We start from the raw sequence: 20,061 nt of genomic DNA, 5'->3' as shown, positions 1-20,061 counted from the left end.
ACGCCCATCGTCAAGCACTTGACGACTAGTGTCAAGCGATGGCGAATGACACCGGAATGCCGCATTCGCCCCATAAGCTTGGCGCGGTCATCACGGATCGCAGGGAGACAAGATGCTCGACCACCTCTCCGTCCTGGTGCGCGACCTGCCGGCCAGCGCCGCCTTCTACGACACGGTGCTGGCCCCGCTGGGTGGGCGCCGGATCCTGGAGCCCGGCCCGATCGGCTACGGCGTCGACTTCCCCGACTTCTGGCTGGCGCCCGCACCGGCCGGGGCCGCACCGCTGGAAGCGCACATCGCCTTCACCGCCCCCGACCGGGCCGCCGTGCAGGCGTTCCACGACGCCGCGGTCGCGGCCGGCGCGGAAGTCCTGCACGCGCCCCGCCTCTGGCCGGAATACCACCCGACCTACTTCGGGGCGTTCGTCCGGGACCCGGACGGCAACAACGTCGAGGCGGTATGCCACCGACCCGAGTAATCGACGGGGGCTGGCGGTCAGCGCAACGGATCGTGGGTGCCGCGCGGCACGTGCGGCTTGCAGCGGCGTACCCGGTCGGCAGCCATCCGCCCGCCGACCGCGAGACCGTACTTCTCCACCGCCGCGAGCCCGTACGCACTGCACGTCGGCGTGTAACGGCACTGGCCGGGCCAGCGATGCGACAGCCAGCGACGGTAGCCGACGATGGCGGCCCTGCCGGCCCGGTCCACGGCGGGCGTACGGGTGGCGGTGGCGGCCACCGAGCCGAGGGTCAGCAGGAACGAGAACAGCCCGAAGTCGCAGCAGCCCGGGCCGTCGCAGGCGCAGGCGTCGCAGACGTGGTCCTTCTTCTTGTCGTACCACTTGTTCGGCTTGATCACGACGCCATGATGCGACACCCGCGCCACCGCGCCCTCACGTCAGCGTCACCCGGCGTCGGAGGCGACAACGACGCGCTTGCGGGCCTTATTGCGCCAGACTCATTCGGGCCGGGCGACGACGTGATTCACCAGCGCCTGCATGCGTGTCCGGTCGGCCCGCATCACGGACACCTGAGCAAGGCCGGTCGCGCCGGGTGCCCCGAAGAAGCGGTGCAGTATCTGGGCGGCTGCCCGGCCTGTGGCACTGCTCGGCCAGGTTTCCGCCGTCAGCCCCATGCCGTAGGCGGCGTGGAGAAGGCGCCAGAGGTCGACCGCGTCCTTGGCGGCGAAGCGGCCCCGGTACGCGAGCGCCTTCAGGCAGAGCGCCGAGGCCACGTCAGGCAGAGCGACCTGTAGCGCCAGCTTGTCGGCACTCGTCAGGCGAACTTCCAGCTGAAGCAAGCTGGCCGGGCGGTGGAGCGCGAGGATCAGTCCCGGCACCTCATCCACGATGAGATCACCGTGGCGTTGGTTCGGCACCAGTTTGCTCTCGAACGACGGGGCAAGGATGTCAACGACGAGATCCAGCGGCCCGTGGTTGTCCTGGTAACGGCGGACGAATGGTTGACCGCCTCCCTGCGTCGGTAACCACGCTCGGCTAGGGCCCGAGGGTTGGCAACAGCTCCGGATTTTATGGGCAATCATAGTCGAACATTCACATGTATTGTGGGGGTCTGAAGCTGTCGGACTGGGCGCGCGAGCAGGGCGTGACCTATCAGACCGCTTGGCGGTGGGTGAAGGACGGCAGGATGCCTGTTCCTGTCCGTCAGGCGCCGTCTGGTACGTGGATCGTGGAGGAGGCGCGGTCTGCGGCCGGTCGGGTGGTCGCCTACTGCCGCGTGTCCTCCAGTGATCAGAAGGGTGACCTGGACCGGCAGACCGTGCGGGTTGTGGAGGGGGCAAACGCTCAGGGTCTCGCCGTGGCGGAGATCGTGACTGAGGTCGGCTCCGGCCTGAGCGGCGAGCGCCGTAAGCTGCATCGGCTCCTGGCCGATCCGACGGCGGCGGTGATCGTGGTCGAGCACAAGGATCGGCTGGCCCGGTTCGGTGTGGAGTATCTGCAGGCCGCGCTGGCTGCGACCGGGCGTCGCCTGGTGGTTCTGGACCCGGAGGAGTCCACGAGCGACCTGGTCGAGGACATGGCTGAGGTGTTGACGTCGATGTGTGCCCGGCTGTACGGGCAGCGGGCGGCGAAGAACCGTGCCGCCCGCGCTCTTGCCGCCGCCACCGGCGAGGAGCCGTTGGTGTGAAGAAGTTCGAGCCGCGGCCCGGTTTCGTGGTCCAGGCGTTTCGTTTCGCGTTGGATCCGAACGTCACGCAGGAGCAGCGGCTGCGGTCGCATTGTGGTGCGGCTCGCGCCGCGTACAACTGGGCTGTGTCGTGGGTGATGGCGTCATGGTGGCAGCGGAAGGCGGAGGCCTCGTACGGCATCGTCGAGGAGGAGTTGACGCCGTGGCGGCCGTGGTCGCTGCTGGCGTTGCGGAAGGTGTTCAACGAGGTCAAGAAGGCCGACCCGCGTTTCGCCGGCTGGTGGCAGGAGAACTCGAAGGAGGCGTACAGCACGGGCCTGGCGAACGCGGCGGCGGCGTTCGACAACTACGCCACGTCTAAGCGTGGGCAGCGTGAGGGCAAGCGGGTGGGCATGCCCCGGCCCAAGTCCAAGCACACCGCCCGGCTGGCGTGCCGGTTCACTACCGGCGCTATCCGTGTGGAGTCGGACCGGCGGCATGTCACGTTGCCGCGGCTGGGGACGATCCGCACCCACGAGTCCACCCGCAAGCTGCAACGCCGTATCGCCAACGGCGCCGCCCGCATCCTGTCCGCCACGGTCCGCTTCGAGCGGGGCCGGTGGTTCGTCTCCTTCCAGGTCGAGATCCAGCGTGCCACCGACCGCGCTCCGGCACGTCCGGATGTGGCGGCGGGTGTGGACCTGGGCGTGACGTGCCTCGCGGTGATCGCCGAGAGCCAGGGCACGGTGCGGTTCGTGCCGAACCCGGCGCACTACGACGGCGCGCTCAAGCAACTCAAACGGCTGTCTCGGCGGCTGTCCCGCCGTCAGGGGCCGGACCGGCGCACCGGGCAGCGGCCGTCCAGGCGGTGGCTCGCCGCGAACACCGAACGCAACCGAGTGCACCATCGGGTGGCGAATCTCCGCGCCGACGCCCTACACAAGCTCACCACCGGCATCACCGCCGAGTACGGCACCGTCGTGGTCGAAGACCTCAACGTGGCCGGCATGCTCCGCAACCGGCGCCTCGCCCGCAAGATCGGAACCTGTCAAGTCAACTGAGACGTTTTCGTGGTCAGGTGTTCTGTAGATCTGCGGGTTGAGCTGCTGGTTTGTTGATCCAGACGGTGTCGGGCAGGGCCGGGGGTCGGGGGCGGCGGGTGAACCGGTCGGGGTGGGTCCGCCAGGCGGTGTCGAGGGTGCGTTGCCGCTGGTCGTGCACCTGGTCGGCGGTGCCGAAATGCACCGACGCGGGGGTGTGCAGACCGATCCCGCTGTGGCGGTGTTCGTGGTTGTAGTAGGTGAAGAACTCGGCGCAGAACTCGCGGGCGTGCTCGAGAGAGTCGAACCGGTCGGGGAACGCGGGGCAGTACTTCAACGTCTTGAACTGCGCCTCGGAGTACGGATTGTCATTCGACACCCGGGGTCGGGAGTAGGAGCGGGTGACGTCCAGGTCGGCGAGCAACTCGGCGACGGGTTTCGAGGTCATCGACGAGCCCCGGTCGGCGTGCAGGACCTCGGGCCGGACCCGGTTGCGGGCGATCGCGTCATCGATCACCTCGCGGGCGAGCATCGAGTCTTCACCGGTGGCGACGTGCCAGCCGACGACGTACCGGGAGTACACGTCGATGATCACGTACAGGTGGTGGAACACGCCTCGCGCCGTGGTTTTCAGGCGGGTGATGTCCCATGACCACACCTGCGACGGCCCGGTCGCGGTCAACTGGGGGATGGTGCGTGGCGGGTGAGTGGCCTGCCGCCTGCGTTCCCGGCTCTCCCCGGCCTGGCGCAGGATCCGGTACATCGTGGACTGCGAGCACCAGTACACGCCGGCGTCGAGTTCACGGGCCCACACCTGCGCCACGGACATCTCCGCGTACTCATCCCGATGCAGCAGATCGAGGACCTGCTGGCGTTCAGCCGGGGTCAGCGTCGATGGTGGTGGTGTCTTCGGCCGGTGCGGCTGGGACACCACGGGCGGCTGCTGACGCCGGTAGTGCGTCGCGCGGGACCGACCGGTCAGCCGACACGCCCCGGCCACACCCACCAGCGGCACGAGGTTGTCGAACGCCTCACTCAGCGCCTGCGTGGCCGCGTCGAGGTGTCGTCCGCGCTCTCGGACAGCGTTTCCAAGAGCGCGTGCGCTTTTCCCATGATCTCCAGAGCGGCCTTCGTCCGGGCCAGGTCCGCTTCCAGACGCTCGTTACGCCGCCGCAACCGCTCCAACTCGGCCGCCTCCGCGCTACGGCGCCGGTTCTCACCCACCGGGCTCTTACGGGAACCCAGAGCGGTCAACGCCCCCGCATCCCGCGCGGCACGCCACTCCAGGATGTGGGAGTGGTACAGGCCCTCCCGACGCAGGATCGCCGCCCCCTCACCCGTAGCCTTCGCCGCGTCATACTCCGCCACGATCTGCAGCTTGTACTCCGCGGTGAACGTCCGCCGCTTCGGCCGTCCGCCCTGCTCACCAGGGGTGTTGGGTAGTGTCACGATGATCCTCTTCCTGTCTCCCGTCGAGCCTAGCTCGCCCGGGAAGGCTGTCTCATCTCAGCCTGGCAGACAGGGGATCGCCGACGCCGGCTTCGGGGAGATCCGCCGGCAGGTGCAGTACAAAACCGTATGGTACGGCGGTCGGCGGATAGTAGCCGACCGCTGGTATCCCTCCAGCAAGACCTGCTCGGCCTGCAGCACGGTGAAAGCCAAGCTGCCGCTGCACGTCCGAGTGTTCACCTGCGACGACTGCGACCTGGTTATCGACCGGGACGAGAACGCAGCCCGCAACCTCGCCGCCCTCGCGACGGCAGTAACAACGGGTACCGGAGTGGCCGGAGACCCGGGCGTGCAGACGCCGAAACCGCGTGGAGCCGACCAGAAGACCCGCACCACCACCCGCAGCCGCAAGGCCGCGGGTGGGCGGGCAGGTGGCGAAACCCTGCCCCGCCAACGGCAGCAGGAAACGCGAGACCGTCATCAGGACACCGAAGCGCAACCCGCGCTCCGGTGACACCGTTACGGACCTTCCCAACCGAAAGGCTGGGATTGCTGACATCCGACCACGGAATCAGCAACGGAGCCGAGGATCTGCGACGACGACTGCGGGCAGTGCGGCGAAGTCGGCGTCAAGGGTCTCCCGCATCGGTACCTGGCCGGCGACGCCGTGGACTGCGGTGAGGAGGGTGACCATGTGCCCGCCGACGATCCGGTGATCCAACTCCAGTGCCGCGGCGATCGCCGAAAGGTCGGCGAGTGTCCGGAAGCCGGCATCGGCCGCCCGGCTGGTGGAGATCAGCGTCAGCACGTCGGACGGAGTCGCACCAGGTGATACGGGTCGGGTCACGCTGTCCAACTCCCACTTGCTCGGCGGCGGTCCCGCAGCGTCTGTCGCAGGTGCCGCACTGCCTCATCGGTGTCGGGACCTGGGGCGCGCGCCACGTCCCACAGGATCTGCAACGGGTCCGCCAGTGGCACGCTCCCCGATGCCTCGTCAGCCGTCGGGCGCGGCCAGACTCCGGGGTCCTTGGGCACGATGAGTTCCACCGTCGCGTCTTCTTCGTCGGTGGGTGTGAGGCCAGCACTGGTCAGGTCCACGCCGGATTGGGCGTAGACGACTACTCGGCGCGGGGCGCGCCATGGGGCGACGCGGTCGGCTGCGACATCACCGGAGATCGCGATCCGTCCGGAGTCGCCGCTCGTCAGCAGGCTGACGGCGGCCTCTGCCTGCTGCACCGGCGGTTCCAGGCCGTACCAGAGGGTTCTCAGGCCGCCCGGTCCCGGGTACGAGTTCAGCCACCAGTCGAAGACCGCATCGATGTCGGCGACGTCCCAGCCGGCCGGCGTCCGGTGCGCGAGACCTTGTTCGGCCAATGCGGCGAGCGCCTGTGAGACGCGAGGCTGGGACACTCCGGTGACCGCCGCCAACTGCTGCTGCCCGGCCCAGGGCCGCTCGGCCAACCGCCGTACCAGGGTGAAGGTGCCCCAGGGGACGCGACCCGGCCGGGCCCGTGAGGGCGGGGTCTCGACGTCCCTCGTCTCGACGGACACCCACTGGCCCGCCACCTGAAGGAGGCCTGTGACCTGCCTCCTGTTGTCGACCAACCAGGACCAGCCGGCCGCCTCGACCGCGGATCGGACACCGGACGTGGCTGACGGCACGACGAGCAGGACCTGATCCCGATGTCGACTCTTCAGGTGGGCGATGTCGCTGGGATTGAGCACAGCTGGCGAGGTCACGACTCTCAGAACCCCGCGGTGAGGGCCACTCCGCAGCTCAACGTGATCGGCGTCGAGCGGTATGACCGAGACTCCGGCATCAACCAGAGCCCCCCACGCCGCCGCGGACATAAGCATTTTCCGACCTCCTCAGATAATACTTATAACACGGTGGCGATGTGCGGGGCCGGTGACGCGGCCGGTGGGGTACGCACCGGCCGCGCCGAACTCGGCCGAAGGCAGGTCCGACCCGTCCGAGTCACAACTGCGCGCTCAGCTGATCGCGGCGCCGAACCATCTGGGCAGCTGGCTGAGCAGCTCCTGCTGGTCTTCACCGGCCCACGCCACGTGCCCGTCGGGCCGTAGCAGTACGGCGGGCACGTCCAGTTCCCCGCTGACGTCGACGACGTGGTCGACCCGATCTGCCCAGCCCGCCACCGAGAGCCGGCCGGTCTGGTCGAGCAGCAACCCGCGGCCACCGTGCATCAGCGCGTAGAGGCGCCCCCGCTTCAGCTCCACGTCCCGCATCCGGCGGCCGAGCAGGTCATGCCCCTCGCCGAAGTCGTAGCGGACCGCGATCGCGGTGATCTTCTCGATCAGGTACCGGTTGACCTCCTCGAACTCCACCAGTTCCGCCAGCAGCCGGCGCACTGCCTGGGCGCCCGGCTCGAGGGACATCAGCTCCATCTGCGCGCGGGTGTTGTCCAGCACATCGGCGGCCACCGGGCGTCGTTCGGTGTGGTAGCTGTCCAGCAGCCCCGGCGGGGCCCAGCCGTTGACCTCGGCGGCCAGTTTCCAGCCGAGGTTGAACGCATCCTGGATGCCGAGGTTGAGGCCCTGCCCTCCGGTCGGCGGGTGGATGTGCGCCGCGTCGCCGGCGAGCAGCGCCCGGCCGGTCCGGTAGCGCTCGGCGAGCCGGGTGGCGTCGCCGAAGCGGGACAGCCAGCGCGGTGAGTGCACGCCGAAGTCGGTGCCGGCGAACGCTCGCAGCTGCTGCTTAATCTCCTCGAGGGTCGGCGGGACCGTGCGGTCCTCGGCCACCCTCTCGGCGGGCACGACGACGCGGTAGACCCCGTCTCCGAGTGGTACGGCGCCGAACCGCACCTGGGTTTTGCGGACCTCGGCCACCACCTCGGCGAGGGTCTCCGGCGGCACGGCCACCTCCATCTCGCCCAGCAGCGTCTCGACCCTGGCGGGTTCGCCGGGGAAGCCGACGCCGAGCAGCTTGCGTACGGTGCTGCGGCCGCCGTCGCAGCCGACGAGGTAGCGCGAGCGTAGTTGCGTGCCGTCGGCCAGCTCGGCGGTCACCCCGTGGTCGTCCTGGCTGAGCCCGACCAGTTCGCAGCCGCGTCGGATCTCGGCGCCGAGTTCGGTGGCGCGCTCGGCGAGCAGGCGGTCGGTGATGGTCTGCGGGATGCCGAGGACGTACGAATGTGCGGTGTCCAGCTGGTCGGGCCAGGATTTGCCGATGCCGGCGAAGAAGCCGCCGACCGTGAACTGCTGGCCGTGCGGGAGGAACCGCTGCAGCAGACCGCGCTGGTCCATCACCTCGATGCTGCGCACGTGCAGGCCGAGCGCACGGACCACCTTGGTCGGCTCTGGCTCCTTCTCCAGCACGAGTACGTACACGCCGTGCAGCCGCAGCTCGCTGGCGAGCATCAAGCCGGTCGGTCCGCCGCCGGCAACAATCACGTCAAACATGGAACCCCCAATGTTTCGGCCAGCTGCTGCGCGCAGTCCGTCGGCACGCGTCGGATGCCCGCAACTACCCCGCGAGTCCACCGGCGGTTCGACGACCCGCGAGACCGATAGGTTGACGAAAGCGCGCGTAGTTCGCGAATCGCTGATTTCCGCAGGTTCTGGCTTCGACGGGAGATTCTGCGGCACGACCCGGGTCTTGCCGCAAGGCCCCCAGTGCGATATATGTTGAGAGTGGCAGGGAGTTACTTCCTTGCCCTTTTTTGTCCGCGGTGGATGGACAAGCTCCTCCGAAGGCAGTGACGCGCCACGTTTGTGGTCCGGGAGGACCTCCGACGGGCTCGCGGATTCAGCCGCAGGGCGGAGATTTCGCAGGTGCCGGTGTCGGCGGACGGTTCGGCGACCGACGCGGTGGGTCTGACCCGGCCCGCGCCGTCAGTCTCGGGCGGCCTCGGCGGCGGCCCGTTTCAGGCAGGCCGGCACGTCACCCGCGTGGTAGGGGTGTTCGCTCGGTTCGATGCCGGCGAGGAACATCGCGTACACGGCGGCCATTCGCAGCGGGGCGACCGGGCGGAGCAGGTCGACGGCCCGGTGCGGGTCGCTGCTGGGCACGTCGGCCCGCCAGCGGGCGGCCCAGGCGTCGAGCAGCGGCGCGGCGGCGGCCGGGTCGAGGGTTTCGGTGAGGCGCAGGATGTCGAAGGCGGGGTGCCCGACGAACGCGTCGCCCCAGTCGATCATCACCCGCCGCACGCCGTCGCCGCGCACGTTGCCGGGGTGCAGGTCGCCGTGGACGAGCGTGTCGGGCAGCCCACAGCGGCGTACCTCATCGAGCCGGTCGTCGAGGTCGGCGAGCAGGTCGGCGGCGACGGACAGGTCGTGCGGGGCGAGCCGGGCGCGGATCCAGGCGGCCAGCGCCGGCCCCCGCAGATCGGGTACGCCGGCGGCGAGCAGCGCGTCAACGTCGCCGGCGGCGCGGAGTTGGACGGTGTGGTGGTCGGCGGCGATCGTGGCGCGTTCGGTGTCGTCGGCGGCGTAGCGGTCCTCGCCGGGCGCGTGGTCGAGCAGGATGCGGCCGGTGTCGTCGGCGGCGAGCAGGGCGGGTGCGGTGCCGGGCGCGGCGGCGGCGAGCCAGCGCAGCACGCCGGCCTCGTGCTGGAAGAAGGCGGGCACCTGCTTGAGCCAGGCGCTGCCGTGGTCGCCGTCGAGCCGCCAGATCGCGGACAGGTTCCAGGTGCGGTGCTGTTCGACCGCGCTCACCGGCCGGCCGAGGCGGTGCAGTTCGGCGGTGGCCCAGGCGAGGCTGCGGGCCGGGCCGCCGGGTTCGGCCCAGGGGGCGCGCAGCGGGTGCGGCGACAGATCCACCGCCACCGGGTCGAGCGGCACCGCCGGCGGCGCGGTGACCTGGCCGAGGTAGGTGAGGTGGCCGCCGGGCGGTTCGGGGCGGTCGGCGGCGAGCAGCCGCAGCACGGCCACGTCGATGCCGTGGCGGCGGCGGGCCTCGTCGACGATCCCGCCGACCTGCTGCCACCACGGCTCCGGCACGTCGTACGCGGGGAGGGCGCCGAGTGGCCGGCCGGCCTGGTCGACGAGCACGAGGGTCACTGTGCGGGACACGTGCGGACGGTAATGCCCGGCCAGGCGCGGGCGCGAACGGTTAACCCGGAGACCGACCCGGGGCCAGTTCCGGGGCGGATACGGGTTCGACCCCGATGTCCCCGGCCCAAGCCGCTGACAGGCTGGGGCAATGACGACGACCAATTCCCGGGTCTCCTCGTACCACTGGTTGCGGCCGGTGGCGGTGACCGCGCCGTTGCTGCTGCTCAGCTACGGCATCCTGCGCCTGATCGACGGCCTGGACGGGCACCGCGACAAGTCGGCATGGCAGTGGATGACCGGGCACACCCTGTTCCTGCTGGGCATCGTCGCGTTCGGGGCGGTGATCGTCGGGCTGCACGGGCGACTGCGTACGGCCTCGTCCCGGCTGCGGACGGTGGACGACGTGTCCGCGCTGGCCGGCCTGATCGGTGCGGCCGGCTTCGTGTGGGTGATCCTCGGCGACCTGTTCCCGCGCTTCGCCGACGCGGTGGCCACGCCGGAGGTGGTGCTGCTCGGCGGGCCGGCGCTGTTCGAGCTGGGCCTGCTGGTGCTGCTGGTCCGGGCCGCCGTGCTGCGGCTGCTGCCGGCCTCGGGACCGGTGCTGGTGCTGGCCGGCTTCGTCGCGATCGCGGTGAACCTGGACCTGCTGCCGGTCGGTGCCGCGCTGGTCTTCGGTGGGCTGTTGCCGCTCGGGAAGCCCGCCGTATGGTCCGGGCGGAGTGGTCAGGCGTAGACCGGGCGGGCGGGTGCCGTCGTGGCCCGAGCACGGCAGCGGCGGTACGGTCCGGGAATGGAGCAACGCGTCAGCATCATCACCCTCGGTGTGGCCGACCTGGCCCGGGCCCGCACGTTCTACGAACGGCTCGGCTGGCGCGGCCAGGAGGTGCAGGAGACCGTCTTCTTCCAGGCCGGCGCGCTGGTGGTGGTGCTCTGGGGGCGCGACAAGCTGGCCGAGGACGCGGGGCTGACCGACCGGGGCGCGGACGGCTTCGGCGGGCTGGGCCTGGCGCAGAACGTGCGCAGCCGCGCGGAGGTCGACGAGATCCTGCACCAGGCAGCCGAGGCGGGGGCGACGGTCACCCGCCCGGCCCGGGAGACGTTCTACGGCGGGTACGCGGGCTACTTCACCGACCCGGACGGTCACCCGTGGGAGATCGCCTGGAACCCGGGTTTCGCACTCGGCCCGGACGGCTCGCTGACCGTGCCCGACTTCGGCTGAGCGGTCAGCTCCAGACAGTCCGACGGAAGCCCAGATGGCCGGCGCACGCGTTCCGCTGCCCGCCGGACAGGCTGACCGTGCCGTCGCGGCACTGCACCAGCCAGCCGGTTCCGGACCAGAAACGGGGGACACAGTCGAACCAGTCGCAGACGCCCCGCGCTGGCTTGCGGATCCGGGAGCCGCCGCAGAAGTCGTACCCGAAGGGGTTGACCGGGGCGCCGCAGCGCCGCTCGGCCGGCTTCGGCACCCGCGACGGTGTCGGCGTGGGCCTGATACGGGTGTGGCGCGGTTCCGGCGCGGCGGTCGGCGCGATCCGCACCGCGGGTGCGATCACCGGGGGCATGGGTGTGGGTGTCGGAGTAGCCGCCGAGGTGGCCACGGAGGCCATCTCCGTGCCGGCACGTCCCGGCGGGTTGGACCTGAACACCATCGCCGGCACGATCAGGGCGACGGCCACCCCGACCGCGACAACGCGCGGGCCGACCAGCGCGGCGATCCGGGCCTGGCCGGGCGTGGCGATGGCAGCCCGGACCGGCCGGGCCGCGGCATGTTCTCCGATCAGTTCGTCGAGTTGGGCGACGACGGCGGCCCGCTGCTCGATCGCGTCGGCGAAGGCCAGGGTCAGCTTGAACCGGAAGTCGGGCACCGCGCCGGTGGACAGCATCACGCCGGAGGTGCGCCGCCGGTCCAGGACCTGGATCAGCGTCACCGGCGCGCCCGGGTCGTGGGACAGCCCCGTCATCCTCCCGTACGCCCAGTCGCGCCGGCCGCGCCCGCCGAGCAGCACCAGCCGTCGGTTGGTCAGCACGGCGAGCCCGGCGTCGACGGCCCGGACCCCCTCGGGGCGGCGGCGGCGCAGCTCGGGCGGGTCCGGCTCGACGGTCAGCTCGGGGGCCGGCAGCACGGCGGTGTGCCGTACCTCGACCAGTTGCGCGGCCGGCAGCGTCCAGAAGACCACCTCACCGGGGGCCAACTCCATGGGCAGACCGTTGCCCGCGTCGGCGGAGCCGTGGAAGGACGCGGCGAGGCTACGCAGCCGGCGCAGCTCCTCGTCGCGCCGTCGCCACGCCTCGTCGGCCGCGTGAAAGAGCCGCAGCCGCCGTTCGTTCTGCCGATGCGCCCACCGGTACCGCCACGTGGAACCCGTCGAATTAGTCATCGCCACGCCGACTCCTCCGCCGCGCGAGCCCACCGGGTGTCACTCCTGTCAACTGCCGCAGAGGGGCATCAAGACACGCGCAAGTTGCAAATCCAGCCGATCGGGTGATTGACCAGCACGTTAGGCCGAAGCTCGACCGTCGGCTCCCCCCACGATCTCGGCTGCCCCGCTTCGCCCTACGACGGGATCGCACCGTCGGTAACGTCAGCCGCAACAGTCCGTGAGGCGACGGCGAGGAGGTGAACCGGTGGGCGAACCGACCGTCGTGGTTGCCGTGGACATCGGCACCACCAGCACCAAGGCGGTCGCCTACGACACCGGCGGACGGCAACTCGTCGCCCACTCCCACAGCTACCCCCTCAACGAGCCGCACCCCGGCTACGCCGAGCAGGACCCACAGGTGATCTTCGACGCGGTGGTGCAGTCAATCCGGGCCGTGGTCGCCGAACTGCCCGGACCGGTCGCCGGGCTGTCCTTCAGCAGCGCGATGCACAGCCTGATCGGCCTGCACCCCGACGGCACCCCGCTCACCCCATCGATCACCTGGGCCGACTCCCGGGCCAGCAGCCAGGCCGAACGGCTGCGCGCCCTACCGTCCGGCCTGACCATCCACCGGCGCACCGGCACACCGATCCACCCGATGGCACCGCTACCGAAGCTGGTCTGGTTCGCCGAGCAGGAACCAAAACTGTTCGAACAGGTCGCGCACTGGGTCGGCATCAAGGACTTCGTGCTGCGGTGGCTGGCCGAGGCACTGGTCACCGACCACTCGGTCGCCTCCGCCACCGGCCTGATGGACATCCACCAGCTGGCCTGGGACGCCGAAGCGCTCGGCATCGCCGGCATCACCGAGGAGCAACTCCCCCAACTCGTACCGGCCACCCACGTGCTGCCCGGACTGACCGCCGAGGCGGCCGCCGCCACCGGCCTGCCCGCCGACACCCCGATCGTGGTGGGCGCCGGCGACGGACCACTGGCCAACCTGGGCCTCGGCGCGGTCCACCCCGGCGAGGTGGCCTGCTCCATCGGCACCAGCGGCGCCATGCGCGTGATGGTCGAACGCCCCGGCGTCGACCCCCTCGGCGGCGTCTTCTGCTACGCCCTCACCGAGAACCGCTGGGTGGTCGGCGGCGCCATCAACAACGGCGGCATCGTCCTGCAGTGGGCCGGCGAAGCACTCGCCCCCGAACTCGGCGAACACGCCGAGGAAAAACTGCTGGAACTGGCCACCCAGGCACCGGTCGGCTCCGGCGGGCTGATCATGCTGCCGTACCTGCTCAGCGAACGCGCACCGCACTGGAGCGCGGTACCCCGCGGCGCCTACGTCGGGCTCACCCACGGCCACCGGCGCGAACACCTCGTCCGAGCCGCGCTGGAAGGGGTCTGCCAGCAACTCGCCCTGGTCCTCACCTCGGTCCGAGCCGCCGGCAACGAGGTACGCGAGGTCCGCGCCAGCGGCGGCTTCGCCCGCAGCCCACTGTGGCGACAGATCCTCGCCGACGCCCTCGGCATGCCGGTGCGCTTCCCCGCCGGCCACCAGGGATCCAGCTTCGGCGCCGCGCTGCTCGGCATGCAGGCACTCGGCCTCATCGAATCGATCGACGTCGCCGCCGACCTGGTCAAGATCCAAGAAACCGTACGCCCCGACCCGGCCGCCGCCGCCACCTACGCCACCCTGCTGCCGCTCTTCTCCGAGCTGTACGACGCGCTCGTGCCGACATTCTCGTCGCTGCGGCGACTGGCCCCGAATCTGCCACCGGAACCACCACCCGCCGCACTTCCCAGCTGACCAGGGCACGGACGACTACCGAAGGCCGTGACAGCCGTGGTCGCACTGCTCGCCGCGCCGGCACCACTCACGAACGCCGGATCCTGGCGGCGCTGGGGGTCACGGGTGGCCTCCTTGAGCCACGAGCTGTCGCAAAAAGGCAACTTCGCGTCGCACCGTCACGACGTAGTCGGCGACCCAGTCACCTCCCTGTGCCGCACTCCACTGTCAACGCCATCAGCAGCCAGACCCGCCGTGCCGTGAGCGCCCGACTCAGGGCGCCTCGACCCCCGAGATGCGGAACTTGTGCACCTCGGCGCCCCGGATCGCCGCCACCTGCTCCTCGGCCGGGCCGGACCCCCGGAAGGCGAGCAACTGCTCGTCGGACTCCCACCTCTCGTAGACGTTGATCCGGCCCGGCTCGACGAGGTCGGCGCTGACCGCGAAGTCGATGCAGCCGGGCGCCGAGCGGGCCGCCTGGACGGCCGCCACGCAGGAGGCCAGGTAGGCGTCCCGCTCGGCGGGATCGACGTAGAGGGTGCCGGCGACGATGATCAACAGGACCTCCCGTGGGTGAGCCGTCCGGCCCATCCTGGCACCCGGACCGGGTCAGGCCCGGTTGATCGCATTCGCGTGGATGGCCTCGTTCAGGTACGCGGCCATCCCGGGCCGGATCTTCTCGAAGTACACGGTGAATCGGGGGTCGCTGACGTACATGTCCGCCAGCCCGGTGTGGATCTCGTAGGTGCAGTCGTAGAACCAGCGGGTGATGAGCTGCCGGTGTTCCTCGGCCAGCACCATCGCCTCCGGGCTGTCGGCCGGGGCACCCGAGGCCATCAGCTCGGCGAGCCGCCGCCCCCAGTCCGCGTTCTCGGCCTTGTTCCGCAGCCAGTCCTCCTTGCCGTACCGGCCGACCCGCTCGCTCGACTGCCGGTACGCCTCCGTGCCGCCCCAGCGCCGCTCCGTCTCCTCGGCGTGCGCGTCCGGGTCGAAGTCCCCGAAGACCTCGAACCGCTCCTCCGGCGTCAGCTGGATGTTCAATGCTCTCGCCTCCATCGCGAGCTCGATCGCCGCGACCATCTCCCGTAGTTTCCCGATCCGCCCGGTGAGCATTTCGTGCTGCCGGCGCAGGTGCGGCAGCGGGTCCCCGCCCGGGTCGTCGAGGATCTCGGCGATCTCCTCCAACGGGAACCCCAGCTCGCGGTAGGCCCGGATGACCTGCAGCCGCTCCAGGTCCGCCTCCGAGTAGCGGCGGTAGCCGGCCGGGGTGCGCCCGCTCGGCGACAGCAGCCCGATCTCGTCGTAGTGGTGCAGTGTGCGGACCGTGACCCGGGCCGCCCGCGCCACCTGACCCACCGTGTAAGCCATGGTTCCCTCCCTTCCACTGCCAAGGCTCCCGCCTGCCGTTACGTGAGGGTCAAGCCAGATTCTGCTTCCCACCTCACACCGGCGTGCCGGAAATGCCGATCACCCCCGGCCTCATCAGGGAGACCGGGGGCGATCACGGCGGGGATCAGGCGGTGACGGGCTCCTTGGCCCGCTGCGGCGCGGCGAACGTCTCGCTGGCCGGGGTGCGGAACGCGTGCACCAGGCCGGCGATCGACAGCAGCAGGAGCAGCGCCGCACCCAGGTACATAGCCAGGGCGCCCTGCGCGGCCTTGCGGCCGAACTCGCTGAACCGTACGAGGTCAGCAGCATGCCGCGCAGGCTCTCGCCCTTGAAGACGGTCTCCCGCTGGGCGGTGACCTCGGCGAGCTGCTTCTGCAGGTCGGCCAGGTTGGCGGCGTTGGTCTGCTCGGCCTGGGCCACCTGCTGCTTCAGCGCGGCCTCCGGCTTGCCCAGGTCCGCGTACGTCTGGCTGCCGGAAATCGACTTGAGGTGCAGGCCGATGAACTCGTTGGCGTAGCACTCGGCCTGTTTGCCGGTGGTGAGCTGCTGGCCGGCGTACTCGCGCAGGCAGTCCGACTTCTTCTCCTCGTCGGTCAGCTGATCGGCCGGCTTGAAGCTGATGTGCTGCGCGGCGAGCTGGTCGTGCACGTAGGTGTTGGCGAAGTTGGCGTTTGTGGTCAGGACGATGCCCACGACGAGCAGCAGGACCGCGAGGCCCAGCCCGCCGATGCTGAACAGCAGATCCAAGGTCCGGCGCTTCATGACTGCTCCTGTTGGCTGGTGACGAGTTTTCGATGTCCGTCTCATCGTCACCGCCGGCCCAGCCCGTGAAGCAGGGCCGAACCCCCTGTTCCACCCGGGACTTTCGACCCGCCTTGGCCGGGCCGGTCAGCGGGTGGCGTCGACCGGGGTGAGCATGGTGCGCAGCTCGGCCAGGGTGGTCGGCCGCCCGTACCGAAAGCCCTGGCCGTGCAGGCAGCCGATCGCGGTCACCGCCGCGTGCTGGGTGCCGGTCTCGATCCCCTCGGCCACCACGGCCAGGTCGAACGCGTCGGCCAGTCGGTTGACCATTTCGACGGTGGCGTACGCCCGGGTGTCCTCGGCGTCCAGTCGGGATACGAAGGACCGGTCGATTTTCAGCTCGGTCGCCGGGATCCGATGTAGGTAGCTGAGCGAGGAGTAGCCGGTGCCGAAGTCGTCGATGGCGATGCGGATGCCGAGGTCGCGGAGCTGGCGCAGCCGCTCCAACACGGTCTCGCTGCCGTCGATGAGCGCCGACTCGGTCAGTTCGAGGGTGAGCGCGCGCGGCGGCAGGCCGGCGTCGGAGGTGGCGGCGGCGACCGTGGCGATCAGGTCGGGGCGGCGCAGGTGGGCGGCGGCGATGTTGACCGCCACGGTGACCTCGGGCGCTTCTTCCCGCCAGGTCGCGGCGGCCCGGCACGCCTGGTGGATCACCCACCGGTCGATCGCCAGGATCAGCCCGGTCTCCTCGGCCAGCGGCAGGAACTTCGCCGGGGGGAGCACCCCGAGCCGGGGGTGCCGCCAGCGGACCAGCGCCTCGGCGCTGCGGACCGTCCCGGTGGCCAGGTCGACGATCGGCTGGAACTCAATGAGCAGTTGCCCCTCGTCGACCGCGCGGCGCAGGTCGGCGATCAGCTCGGCCCGGGTCACCGCCGACTCGCGCAGCTGCGGCGTGCAGGTCCGGTACGCGGACTTGCCGGCCGCCTTCGCCGCGTACATGGCGATGTCGGCGTCGCGGAGCAGGTCGGTGTGGGAGGTGTGCTGCGGGCCGTACTCGGCGATGCCGATGCTGGCCGACGGGTGCACGCCGAGGTCCTCCTCGCCGGGCAGCGGCTCGAGGGCGGCGAGCAGCCGCTCGGCGAGCCGCTCGGGCGGCACCGGCCGGTCCCGGTCGACCAGCACCGCGAACTCGTCGCCGCCGAGCCGGGCGATCATCCCGTCGGCGCCGACGGCGTCGCGCATCCGGTCCGCGATGGTGGTCAGCAGCCGGTCCCCGGCGGCGTGCCCGAAGCGGTCGTTGACCTGCTTGAACCCGTCCAGGTCGAGGAGCAGCACGGCGACCGGGCCGTCGTCGCGCAGGGCCCGGCGCAGCCGCCGGGTGAAGGTCAGCCGGTTGGGTAGGCCGGTGAGCTGGTCGGAGTACGCGAGCCGGCGCAGCCAGGCGACCAGCCGCAGATTTTCGTTGGCGGCCAGCCCCTGCCGCAGCGCCAGCACGCCGAGCAGCGCCATCATGGCGACGAAGATCAGGTGTGGGCTCTGCCCGGTGGGCCGCCGGGCGAGCACCACGGCGACGATCGCCCCGCCGACCGGCAGGTACGGCAGGGCGACCCGCCACCACGGGGGCAGCGGCGACTCGGTGCCGTCGTCGCCGTCGTCGCCGGCCGGCGGGGGCCAGCGGGTGGCGGCGCCGATCAGCAGGTAGCTCAGCGGCCAGCAGAGGTCGATCACGTGGCCGGGGGCGTAGGTGCCGTGCGCGAGGAGGGAGACGTAGACGGTGTCGGCGATGGCCCGGGCGGCGAGGCTGACGCCGATCAGCGTGTGCACCCGCCACATCGGACGGGCCGGGCCGGCGACCGCCACCAGGATGGTGAGCTGCATCAGGTCGAACATCGGGTAGAGCAGCCCGAAGGTGCGCAGCGGGTCGGCCAGGTCGGCGGCGGCGATGTCGCGGAAGACCACCAGCCAGGCGATCGGGATGAGGGCCAGCCCGACGATCACCCCGTCGAGCAGGGTGCGGGCCTGCCCGACCAGGCTGCGCGGGGCGGCCAGCGAGCAGAGCAGCGCGGCGGTGCCGGTGACGATGCCGGCGGTGAAGAGCGCGCCGACGAGCGCGGTGTGCGGCAGGTCTTGCCCGGCGAGCCGTTCGACCGTCCACACGATCCGGCCGGCCGCGGCGAGGGCCATGGTGACGGCCAGCAGCGTCCAGAACCGTTGCAGCGGCTCGGGGTGCCGCCGGGCCACCCCGGCGCAGGCCACCGCCGCCCAGCTCGCCACCGCGACCGCGCCGAGGTCGCTGGCCAGGGCCGCGCCCGGCAGCCCGGCCACCAGCCAGAGGGCTTCGGAGAGTACGACGAACGCGGCCGCGACGAGCCCGACGCGGCCGGAGATCGAGGGACGGGCCACGCCCGGGGCGGCGAGGCTCACGTCCTGCTGGGATACAACGGCTTCGCTCCGGCTCTCTGTGTGCGCACACCCTCGACGATGAGGACCGGCTGCGGACGGCGAACGCCGCCAGCCTAACTACCGCTCGGTACCGCCGCCAGAGCCGATCGGCGTCGGTCACCGTGCTGGATCAGGTCGGTGACGGCGTGTCGTGGCGGCGGTAGAGGGCGACCAGGACGCCGTAGCGGGGCTGGTCCGGGGCGGCTTCCTCGGCGTCGCCGACGAGGTCGTCCAGGGTGGCCCGGAGCCGGTGGGCCTGCTCGGGGGTGAGCCGCAGGTGGCGCAGGTGCAGCAGCGGGTCGGGGTCGCCGGCCAACTCGTCGGCGACCGCGCCCAGCATGGCGGCGGTGGTCTCGGAGTCGACGGTCTCGCCGACGAGGCGGCGGTAGCTGCGTTCGTGGTACTGCTCGGTGCCGCCGCGTACCTGGCGGGTGTGGGCGGGCCGGACCATGCCCGCCTCGGTGAGGACCTTGAGGTGGTGGGCGACGGTGCCCTTCGCCGTGCCCAGCCCCGTGGCGAGTTGGCTGATGGTGGCGGGGCCGGATCCGAGCGCGAAGAGCAGCCGGTGGCGGAACGGGTGGGCCAGCGCCTTGAACTGGGCCGGGGTGCGGACCTGCAGCGCCTCGGGGATCTCGTCGGTCACCCCCAAAGCGTCCATTTCTCTTGACGCTTTGTCAATCGGCTGCTCTACTGGCTCAACCACACTGGACCCAGGGACGGGGGAATCCGATGCGCCAGGACGAGATCACCGAGATCGTCGAGCGGGCCGCGAAACTGGTCACCGAGCAGTACGTCTTTCCCGACGCCGCCGAGCGGATCGCCGCGCACCTCGGCGACCAGCTCCGCTCCGGCCGCTACGCCGACGTCACCGACCCGGCGGCCCTCGGCGCGCTGGTCACCGCAGACCTCCAGTCAGTCAACGGCGACCGACACCTGCGGCTCAAGCACCACGCCGCGGCCCTGCCCGAACGGGACGAGGATCCGGACGAGGAGTTCTGGGCCCGGGAGGCCGCCGCCACCATGGGCGGCATCGCCCGAGTGCAGCGGCTCGCCGGCAACGTCGGGCTGCTGGACATCCGACCCTGCCTGTTCCCGCCCCAGATCGCCGGCGATGCCATGATGGCGGCGCTGCGGCTGCTCGGCGGCACCGACGCGCTCCTGCTGGACCTGCGCGGCAACCGGGGCGGCAGCCCCGACATGGTCGCCCTGATCTGCGGCTGGTTCTTCGCCGAGCCGGCGCACCTGCACACCATGCACGACCGGGCCGGCACCACCCACCAGTTCTGGAGCGCCGCCTACCTGCCAGTTCCCGGTTACGGAGCTGGCAAATCGGTGCACGTGCTGACCTCCGCGCAGACGTTCTCCGGCGGCGAGGAACTCGCCTACGACCTGCAACAGCTCGGCCGAGCCACCGTGACCGGCGAGCGGACCGGAGGCGGCGCCCATCCCCGCGCCGGCCACCGGATGCACCCGCACCTGGAACTCACCGTGCCAGTGGCCCGGCCGGTCAACCCCGTGACGGGCACCAACTGGGAGGGCTGCGGGGTCACTCCGGACGTCGAGGTGCCGGCGGGCGCCGCGCAGGACGTGGCGTACCGGCGGGTGCTGACCGACCTGCTGGCCGCCGACCCGCAGCGGCCGACGGCGGACGAGGCGCGCGAGGCCCTGGCCACCCTCCCCTGATCCGCGCGTCAGGGACGGCGACGGGCGAGCAC

22 protein-coding genes are annotated in these 20,061 nt (G+C 71.1%); 8 read left to right on the top strand and 14 right to left on the bottom strand.

Annotation, left to right across the window (positions count from 1 at the left end; genetic code table 11):
* Positions 1-112 precede the first annotated feature (112 nt).
* Entirely contained in the window at positions 113-478 is a 366-nt protein-coding gene (locus ACFYM6_RS09055; protein WP_387273704.1) for a VOC family protein, read from the top strand.
* Between the two features lie 17 nt (positions 479-495).
* Here ACFYM6_RS09055 and yidD read toward each other — a convergent pair whose 3' ends face one another.
* Together yidD and ACFYM6_RS09045 are read right to left on the bottom strand one after the other, a co-directional pair.
* Positions 496-858, bottom strand: a complete 363-nt coding sequence (yidD, locus tag ACFYM6_RS09050; protein ID WP_387273702.1) for a membrane protein insertion efficiency factor YidD — start codon at positions 856-858, stop codon at positions 496-498.
* Between the two features lie 99 nt (positions 859-957).
* A complete protein-coding gene (locus ACFYM6_RS09045; RefSeq protein ID WP_387273700.1) occupies positions 958-1,347 on the bottom strand; it encodes a hypothetical protein in 390 nt (129 codons plus the stop codon).
* 224 nt (positions 1,348-1,571) lie between these two features.
* Between ACFYM6_RS09045 and ACFYM6_RS09040 the strand changes: the two genes are divergently transcribed.
* Both ACFYM6_RS09040 and tnpB read left to right on the top strand, forming a co-directional pair.
* A complete protein-coding gene (locus tag ACFYM6_RS09040; RefSeq protein ID WP_387273768.1) occupies positions 1,572-2,147 on the top strand; it encodes an IS607 family transposase in 576 nt (191 codons plus the stop codon).
* Complete coding sequence (tnpB, locus tag ACFYM6_RS09035) at positions 2,144-3,187, top strand: IS607 family element RNA-guided endonuclease TnpB (protein ID WP_387273698.1); 1,044 nt, start codon at positions 2,144-2,146, stop codon at positions 3,185-3,187. Before ACFYM6_RS09040 ends, tnpB begins: the two co-directional genes overlap by 4 nt.
* 13 nt (positions 3,188-3,200) lie before the next feature.
* On the opposite strand, the gene ACFYM6_RS09030 is transcribed toward tnpB, so the two are convergent.
* Both ACFYM6_RS09030 and ACFYM6_RS09025 read right to left on the bottom strand, forming a co-directional pair.
* Positions 3,201-4,205 (bottom strand): IS3 family transposase, encoded by a 1,005-nt coding sequence (locus tag ACFYM6_RS09030; protein ID WP_387273766.1) that lies wholly within the window; start codon positions 4,203-4,205, stop codon positions 3,201-3,203.
* Complete coding sequence (locus ACFYM6_RS09025) at positions 4,202-4,615, bottom strand: transposase (RefSeq protein ID WP_387273696.1); 414 nt, start codon at positions 4,613-4,615, stop codon at positions 4,202-4,204. The genes ACFYM6_RS09030 and ACFYM6_RS09025 overlap by 4 nt, the downstream gene beginning before the upstream one ends.
* Position 4,616: 1 nt before the next feature.
* Between ACFYM6_RS09025 and ACFYM6_RS09020 the strand changes: the two genes are divergently transcribed.
* On the top strand, positions 4,617-5,129 hold the full coding sequence (locus ACFYM6_RS09020) for a zinc ribbon domain-containing protein (protein ID WP_387273694.1): 513 nt from the start codon (positions 4,617-4,619) through the stop codon (positions 5,127-5,129).
* 57 nt (positions 5,130-5,186) lie between these two features.
* Here ACFYM6_RS09020 and ACFYM6_RS09015 read toward each other — a convergent pair whose 3' ends face one another.
* From ACFYM6_RS09015 to ACFYM6_RS09000, 4 genes are all read right to left on the bottom strand, one after another.
* Positions 5,187-5,462, bottom strand: a complete 276-nt coding sequence (locus ACFYM6_RS09015; protein ID WP_387273692.1) for a hypothetical protein — start codon at positions 5,460-5,462, stop codon at positions 5,187-5,189.
* Complete coding sequence (locus ACFYM6_RS09010; RefSeq protein WP_387273690.1) at positions 5,459-6,472, bottom strand: hypothetical protein; 1,014 nt, start codon at positions 6,470-6,472, stop codon at positions 5,459-5,461. The genes ACFYM6_RS09015 and ACFYM6_RS09010 overlap by 4 nt, the downstream gene beginning before the upstream one ends.
* A gap of 135 nt (positions 6,473-6,607) precedes the next feature.
* The gene (gene rox / locus ACFYM6_RS09005; RefSeq protein WP_387273689.1) at positions 6,608-8,035 is read right to left on the bottom strand and encodes a rifampin monooxygenase; all 1,428 of its coding nucleotides are present in this window, start codon (positions 8,033-8,035) and stop codon (positions 6,608-6,610) included.
* Positions 8,036-8,467: 432 nt separating this feature from the next.
* On the bottom strand, positions 8,468-9,646 hold the full coding sequence (locus ACFYM6_RS09000) for a phosphotransferase (protein ID WP_387273687.1): 1,179 nt from the start codon (positions 9,644-9,646) through the stop codon (positions 8,468-8,470).
* A 130-nt stretch (positions 9,647-9,776) separates the two neighbouring features.
* Here ACFYM6_RS09000 and ACFYM6_RS08995 point away from each other — a divergent pair, with 130 nt between their 5' ends.
* Together ACFYM6_RS08995 and ACFYM6_RS08990 are read left to right on the top strand one after the other, a co-directional pair.
* Positions 9,777-10,361: a hypothetical protein gene (locus ACFYM6_RS08995; protein ID WP_387273685.1), complete on the top strand. Its 585-nt coding sequence runs from the start codon at positions 9,777-9,779 to the stop codon at positions 10,359-10,361.
* Between the two features lie 57 nt (positions 10,362-10,418).
* A complete protein-coding gene (locus ACFYM6_RS08990) occupies positions 10,419-10,847 on the top strand; it encodes a VOC family protein (RefSeq protein ID WP_387273683.1) in 429 nt (142 codons plus the stop codon).
* A gap of 4 nt (positions 10,848-10,851) precedes the next feature.
* Here ACFYM6_RS08990 and ACFYM6_RS08985 read toward each other — a convergent pair whose 3' ends face one another.
* Positions 10,852-12,012 carry a hypothetical protein gene (locus ACFYM6_RS08985; RefSeq protein WP_387273681.1) on the bottom strand — a complete coding sequence of 387 codons (1,161 nt, stop codon included), beginning with the start codon at positions 12,010-12,012 and terminating at the stop codon, positions 10,852-10,854.
* Between the two features lie 241 nt (positions 12,013-12,253).
* On the opposite strand from ACFYM6_RS08985, the gene ACFYM6_RS08980 reads away from it, so the two are divergent.
* Entirely contained in the window at positions 12,254-13,795 is a 1,542-nt protein-coding gene (locus tag ACFYM6_RS08980; RefSeq protein ID WP_387273679.1) for a gluconokinase, read from the top strand.
* Positions 13,796-14,047: 252 nt separating this feature from the next.
* Here the strand turns inward: ACFYM6_RS08980 and ACFYM6_RS08975 are convergent, their stop codons facing one another.
* From ACFYM6_RS08975 to ACFYM6_RS08955, 5 genes are all read right to left on the bottom strand, one after another.
* On the bottom strand, positions 14,048-14,365 hold the full coding sequence (locus tag ACFYM6_RS08975) for a putative quinol monooxygenase (protein WP_387273677.1): 318 nt from the start codon (positions 14,363-14,365) through the stop codon (positions 14,048-14,050).
* A gap of 18 nt (positions 14,366-14,383) precedes the next feature.
* On the bottom strand, positions 14,384-15,142 hold the full coding sequence (locus ACFYM6_RS08970; protein WP_387273675.1) for a MerR family transcriptional regulator: 759 nt from the start codon (positions 15,140-15,142) through the stop codon (positions 14,384-14,386).
* Between the two features lie 114 nt (positions 15,143-15,256).
* Entirely contained in the window at positions 15,257-15,925 is a 669-nt protein-coding gene (locus ACFYM6_RS08965) for a hypothetical protein (RefSeq protein ID WP_387273673.1), read from the bottom strand.
* Between the two features lie 126 nt (positions 15,926-16,051).
* A complete protein-coding gene (locus tag ACFYM6_RS08960; RefSeq protein ID WP_387273671.1) occupies positions 16,052-18,328 on the bottom strand; it encodes a putative bifunctional diguanylate cyclase/phosphodiesterase in 2,277 nt (758 codons plus the stop codon).
* 148 nt (positions 18,329-18,476) lie between these two features.
* Positions 18,477-18,989: an ArsR/SmtB family transcription factor gene (locus ACFYM6_RS08955; RefSeq protein WP_387273669.1), complete on the bottom strand. Its 513-nt coding sequence runs from the start codon at positions 18,987-18,989 to the stop codon at positions 18,477-18,479.
* An 86-nt stretch (positions 18,990-19,075) separates the two neighbouring features.
* Between ACFYM6_RS08955 and ACFYM6_RS08950 the strand changes: the two genes are divergently transcribed.
* Complete coding sequence (locus ACFYM6_RS08950; protein WP_387273667.1) at positions 19,076-20,029, top strand: S41 family peptidase; 954 nt, start codon at positions 19,076-19,078, stop codon at positions 20,027-20,029.
* Positions 20,030-20,061 lie beyond the last annotated feature (32 nt).

It is taken from the genome of Micromonospora sp. NPDC006431, from assembly GCF_042870725.1.
Lineage (GTDB): Bacteria > Actinomycetota > Actinomycetes > Mycobacteriales > Micromonosporaceae > Micromonospora.
This window is presented reverse-complemented; position numbering and strand designations above follow the sequence as displayed.

Bases quoted from the DNA above. Each gene is read 5' to 3' on its own strand.
- ACFYM6_RS09055 (WP_387273704.1), top strand. From the start codon at position 113: ATGCTCGACCACCTCTCCGTCCTGGTGCGCGACCTGCCGGCCAGCGCC.
- ACFYM6_RS09020 (WP_387273694.1), top strand. From the start codon at position 4,617: ATGATCCTCTTCCTGTCTCCCGTCGAGCCTAGCTCGCCCGGGAAGGCT.
- ACFYM6_RS09010 (WP_387273690.1), bottom strand. From the start codon at position 6,472: ATGCTTATGTCCGCGGCGGCGTGGGGGGCTCTGGTTGATGCCGGAGTC.
- rox (WP_387273689.1), bottom strand. From the start codon at position 8,035: ATGTTTGACGTGATTGTTGCCGGCGGCGGACCGACCGGCTTGATGCTC.
- ACFYM6_RS08995 (WP_387273685.1), top strand. From the start codon at position 9,777: ATGACGACGACCAATTCCCGGGTCTCCTCGTACCACTGGTTGCGGCCG.
- ACFYM6_RS08990 (WP_387273683.1), top strand. From the start codon at position 10,419: ATGGAGCAACGCGTCAGCATCATCACCCTCGGTGTGGCCGACCTGGCC.
- ACFYM6_RS08975 (WP_387273677.1), bottom strand. From the start codon at position 14,365: ATGGGCCGGACGGCTCACCCACGGGAGGTCCTGTTGATCATCGTCGCC.
- ACFYM6_RS08970 (WP_387273675.1), bottom strand. From the start codon at position 15,142: ATGGCTTACACGGTGGGTCAGGTGGCGCGGGCGGCCCGGGTCACGGTC.
- ACFYM6_RS08965 (WP_387273673.1), bottom strand. From the start codon at position 15,925: ATGAAGCGCCGGACCTTGGATCTGCTGTTCAGCATCGGCGGGCTGGGC.
- ACFYM6_RS08950 (WP_387273667.1), top strand. From the start codon at position 19,076: ATGCGCCAGGACGAGATCACCGAGATCGTCGAGCGGGCCGCGAAACTG.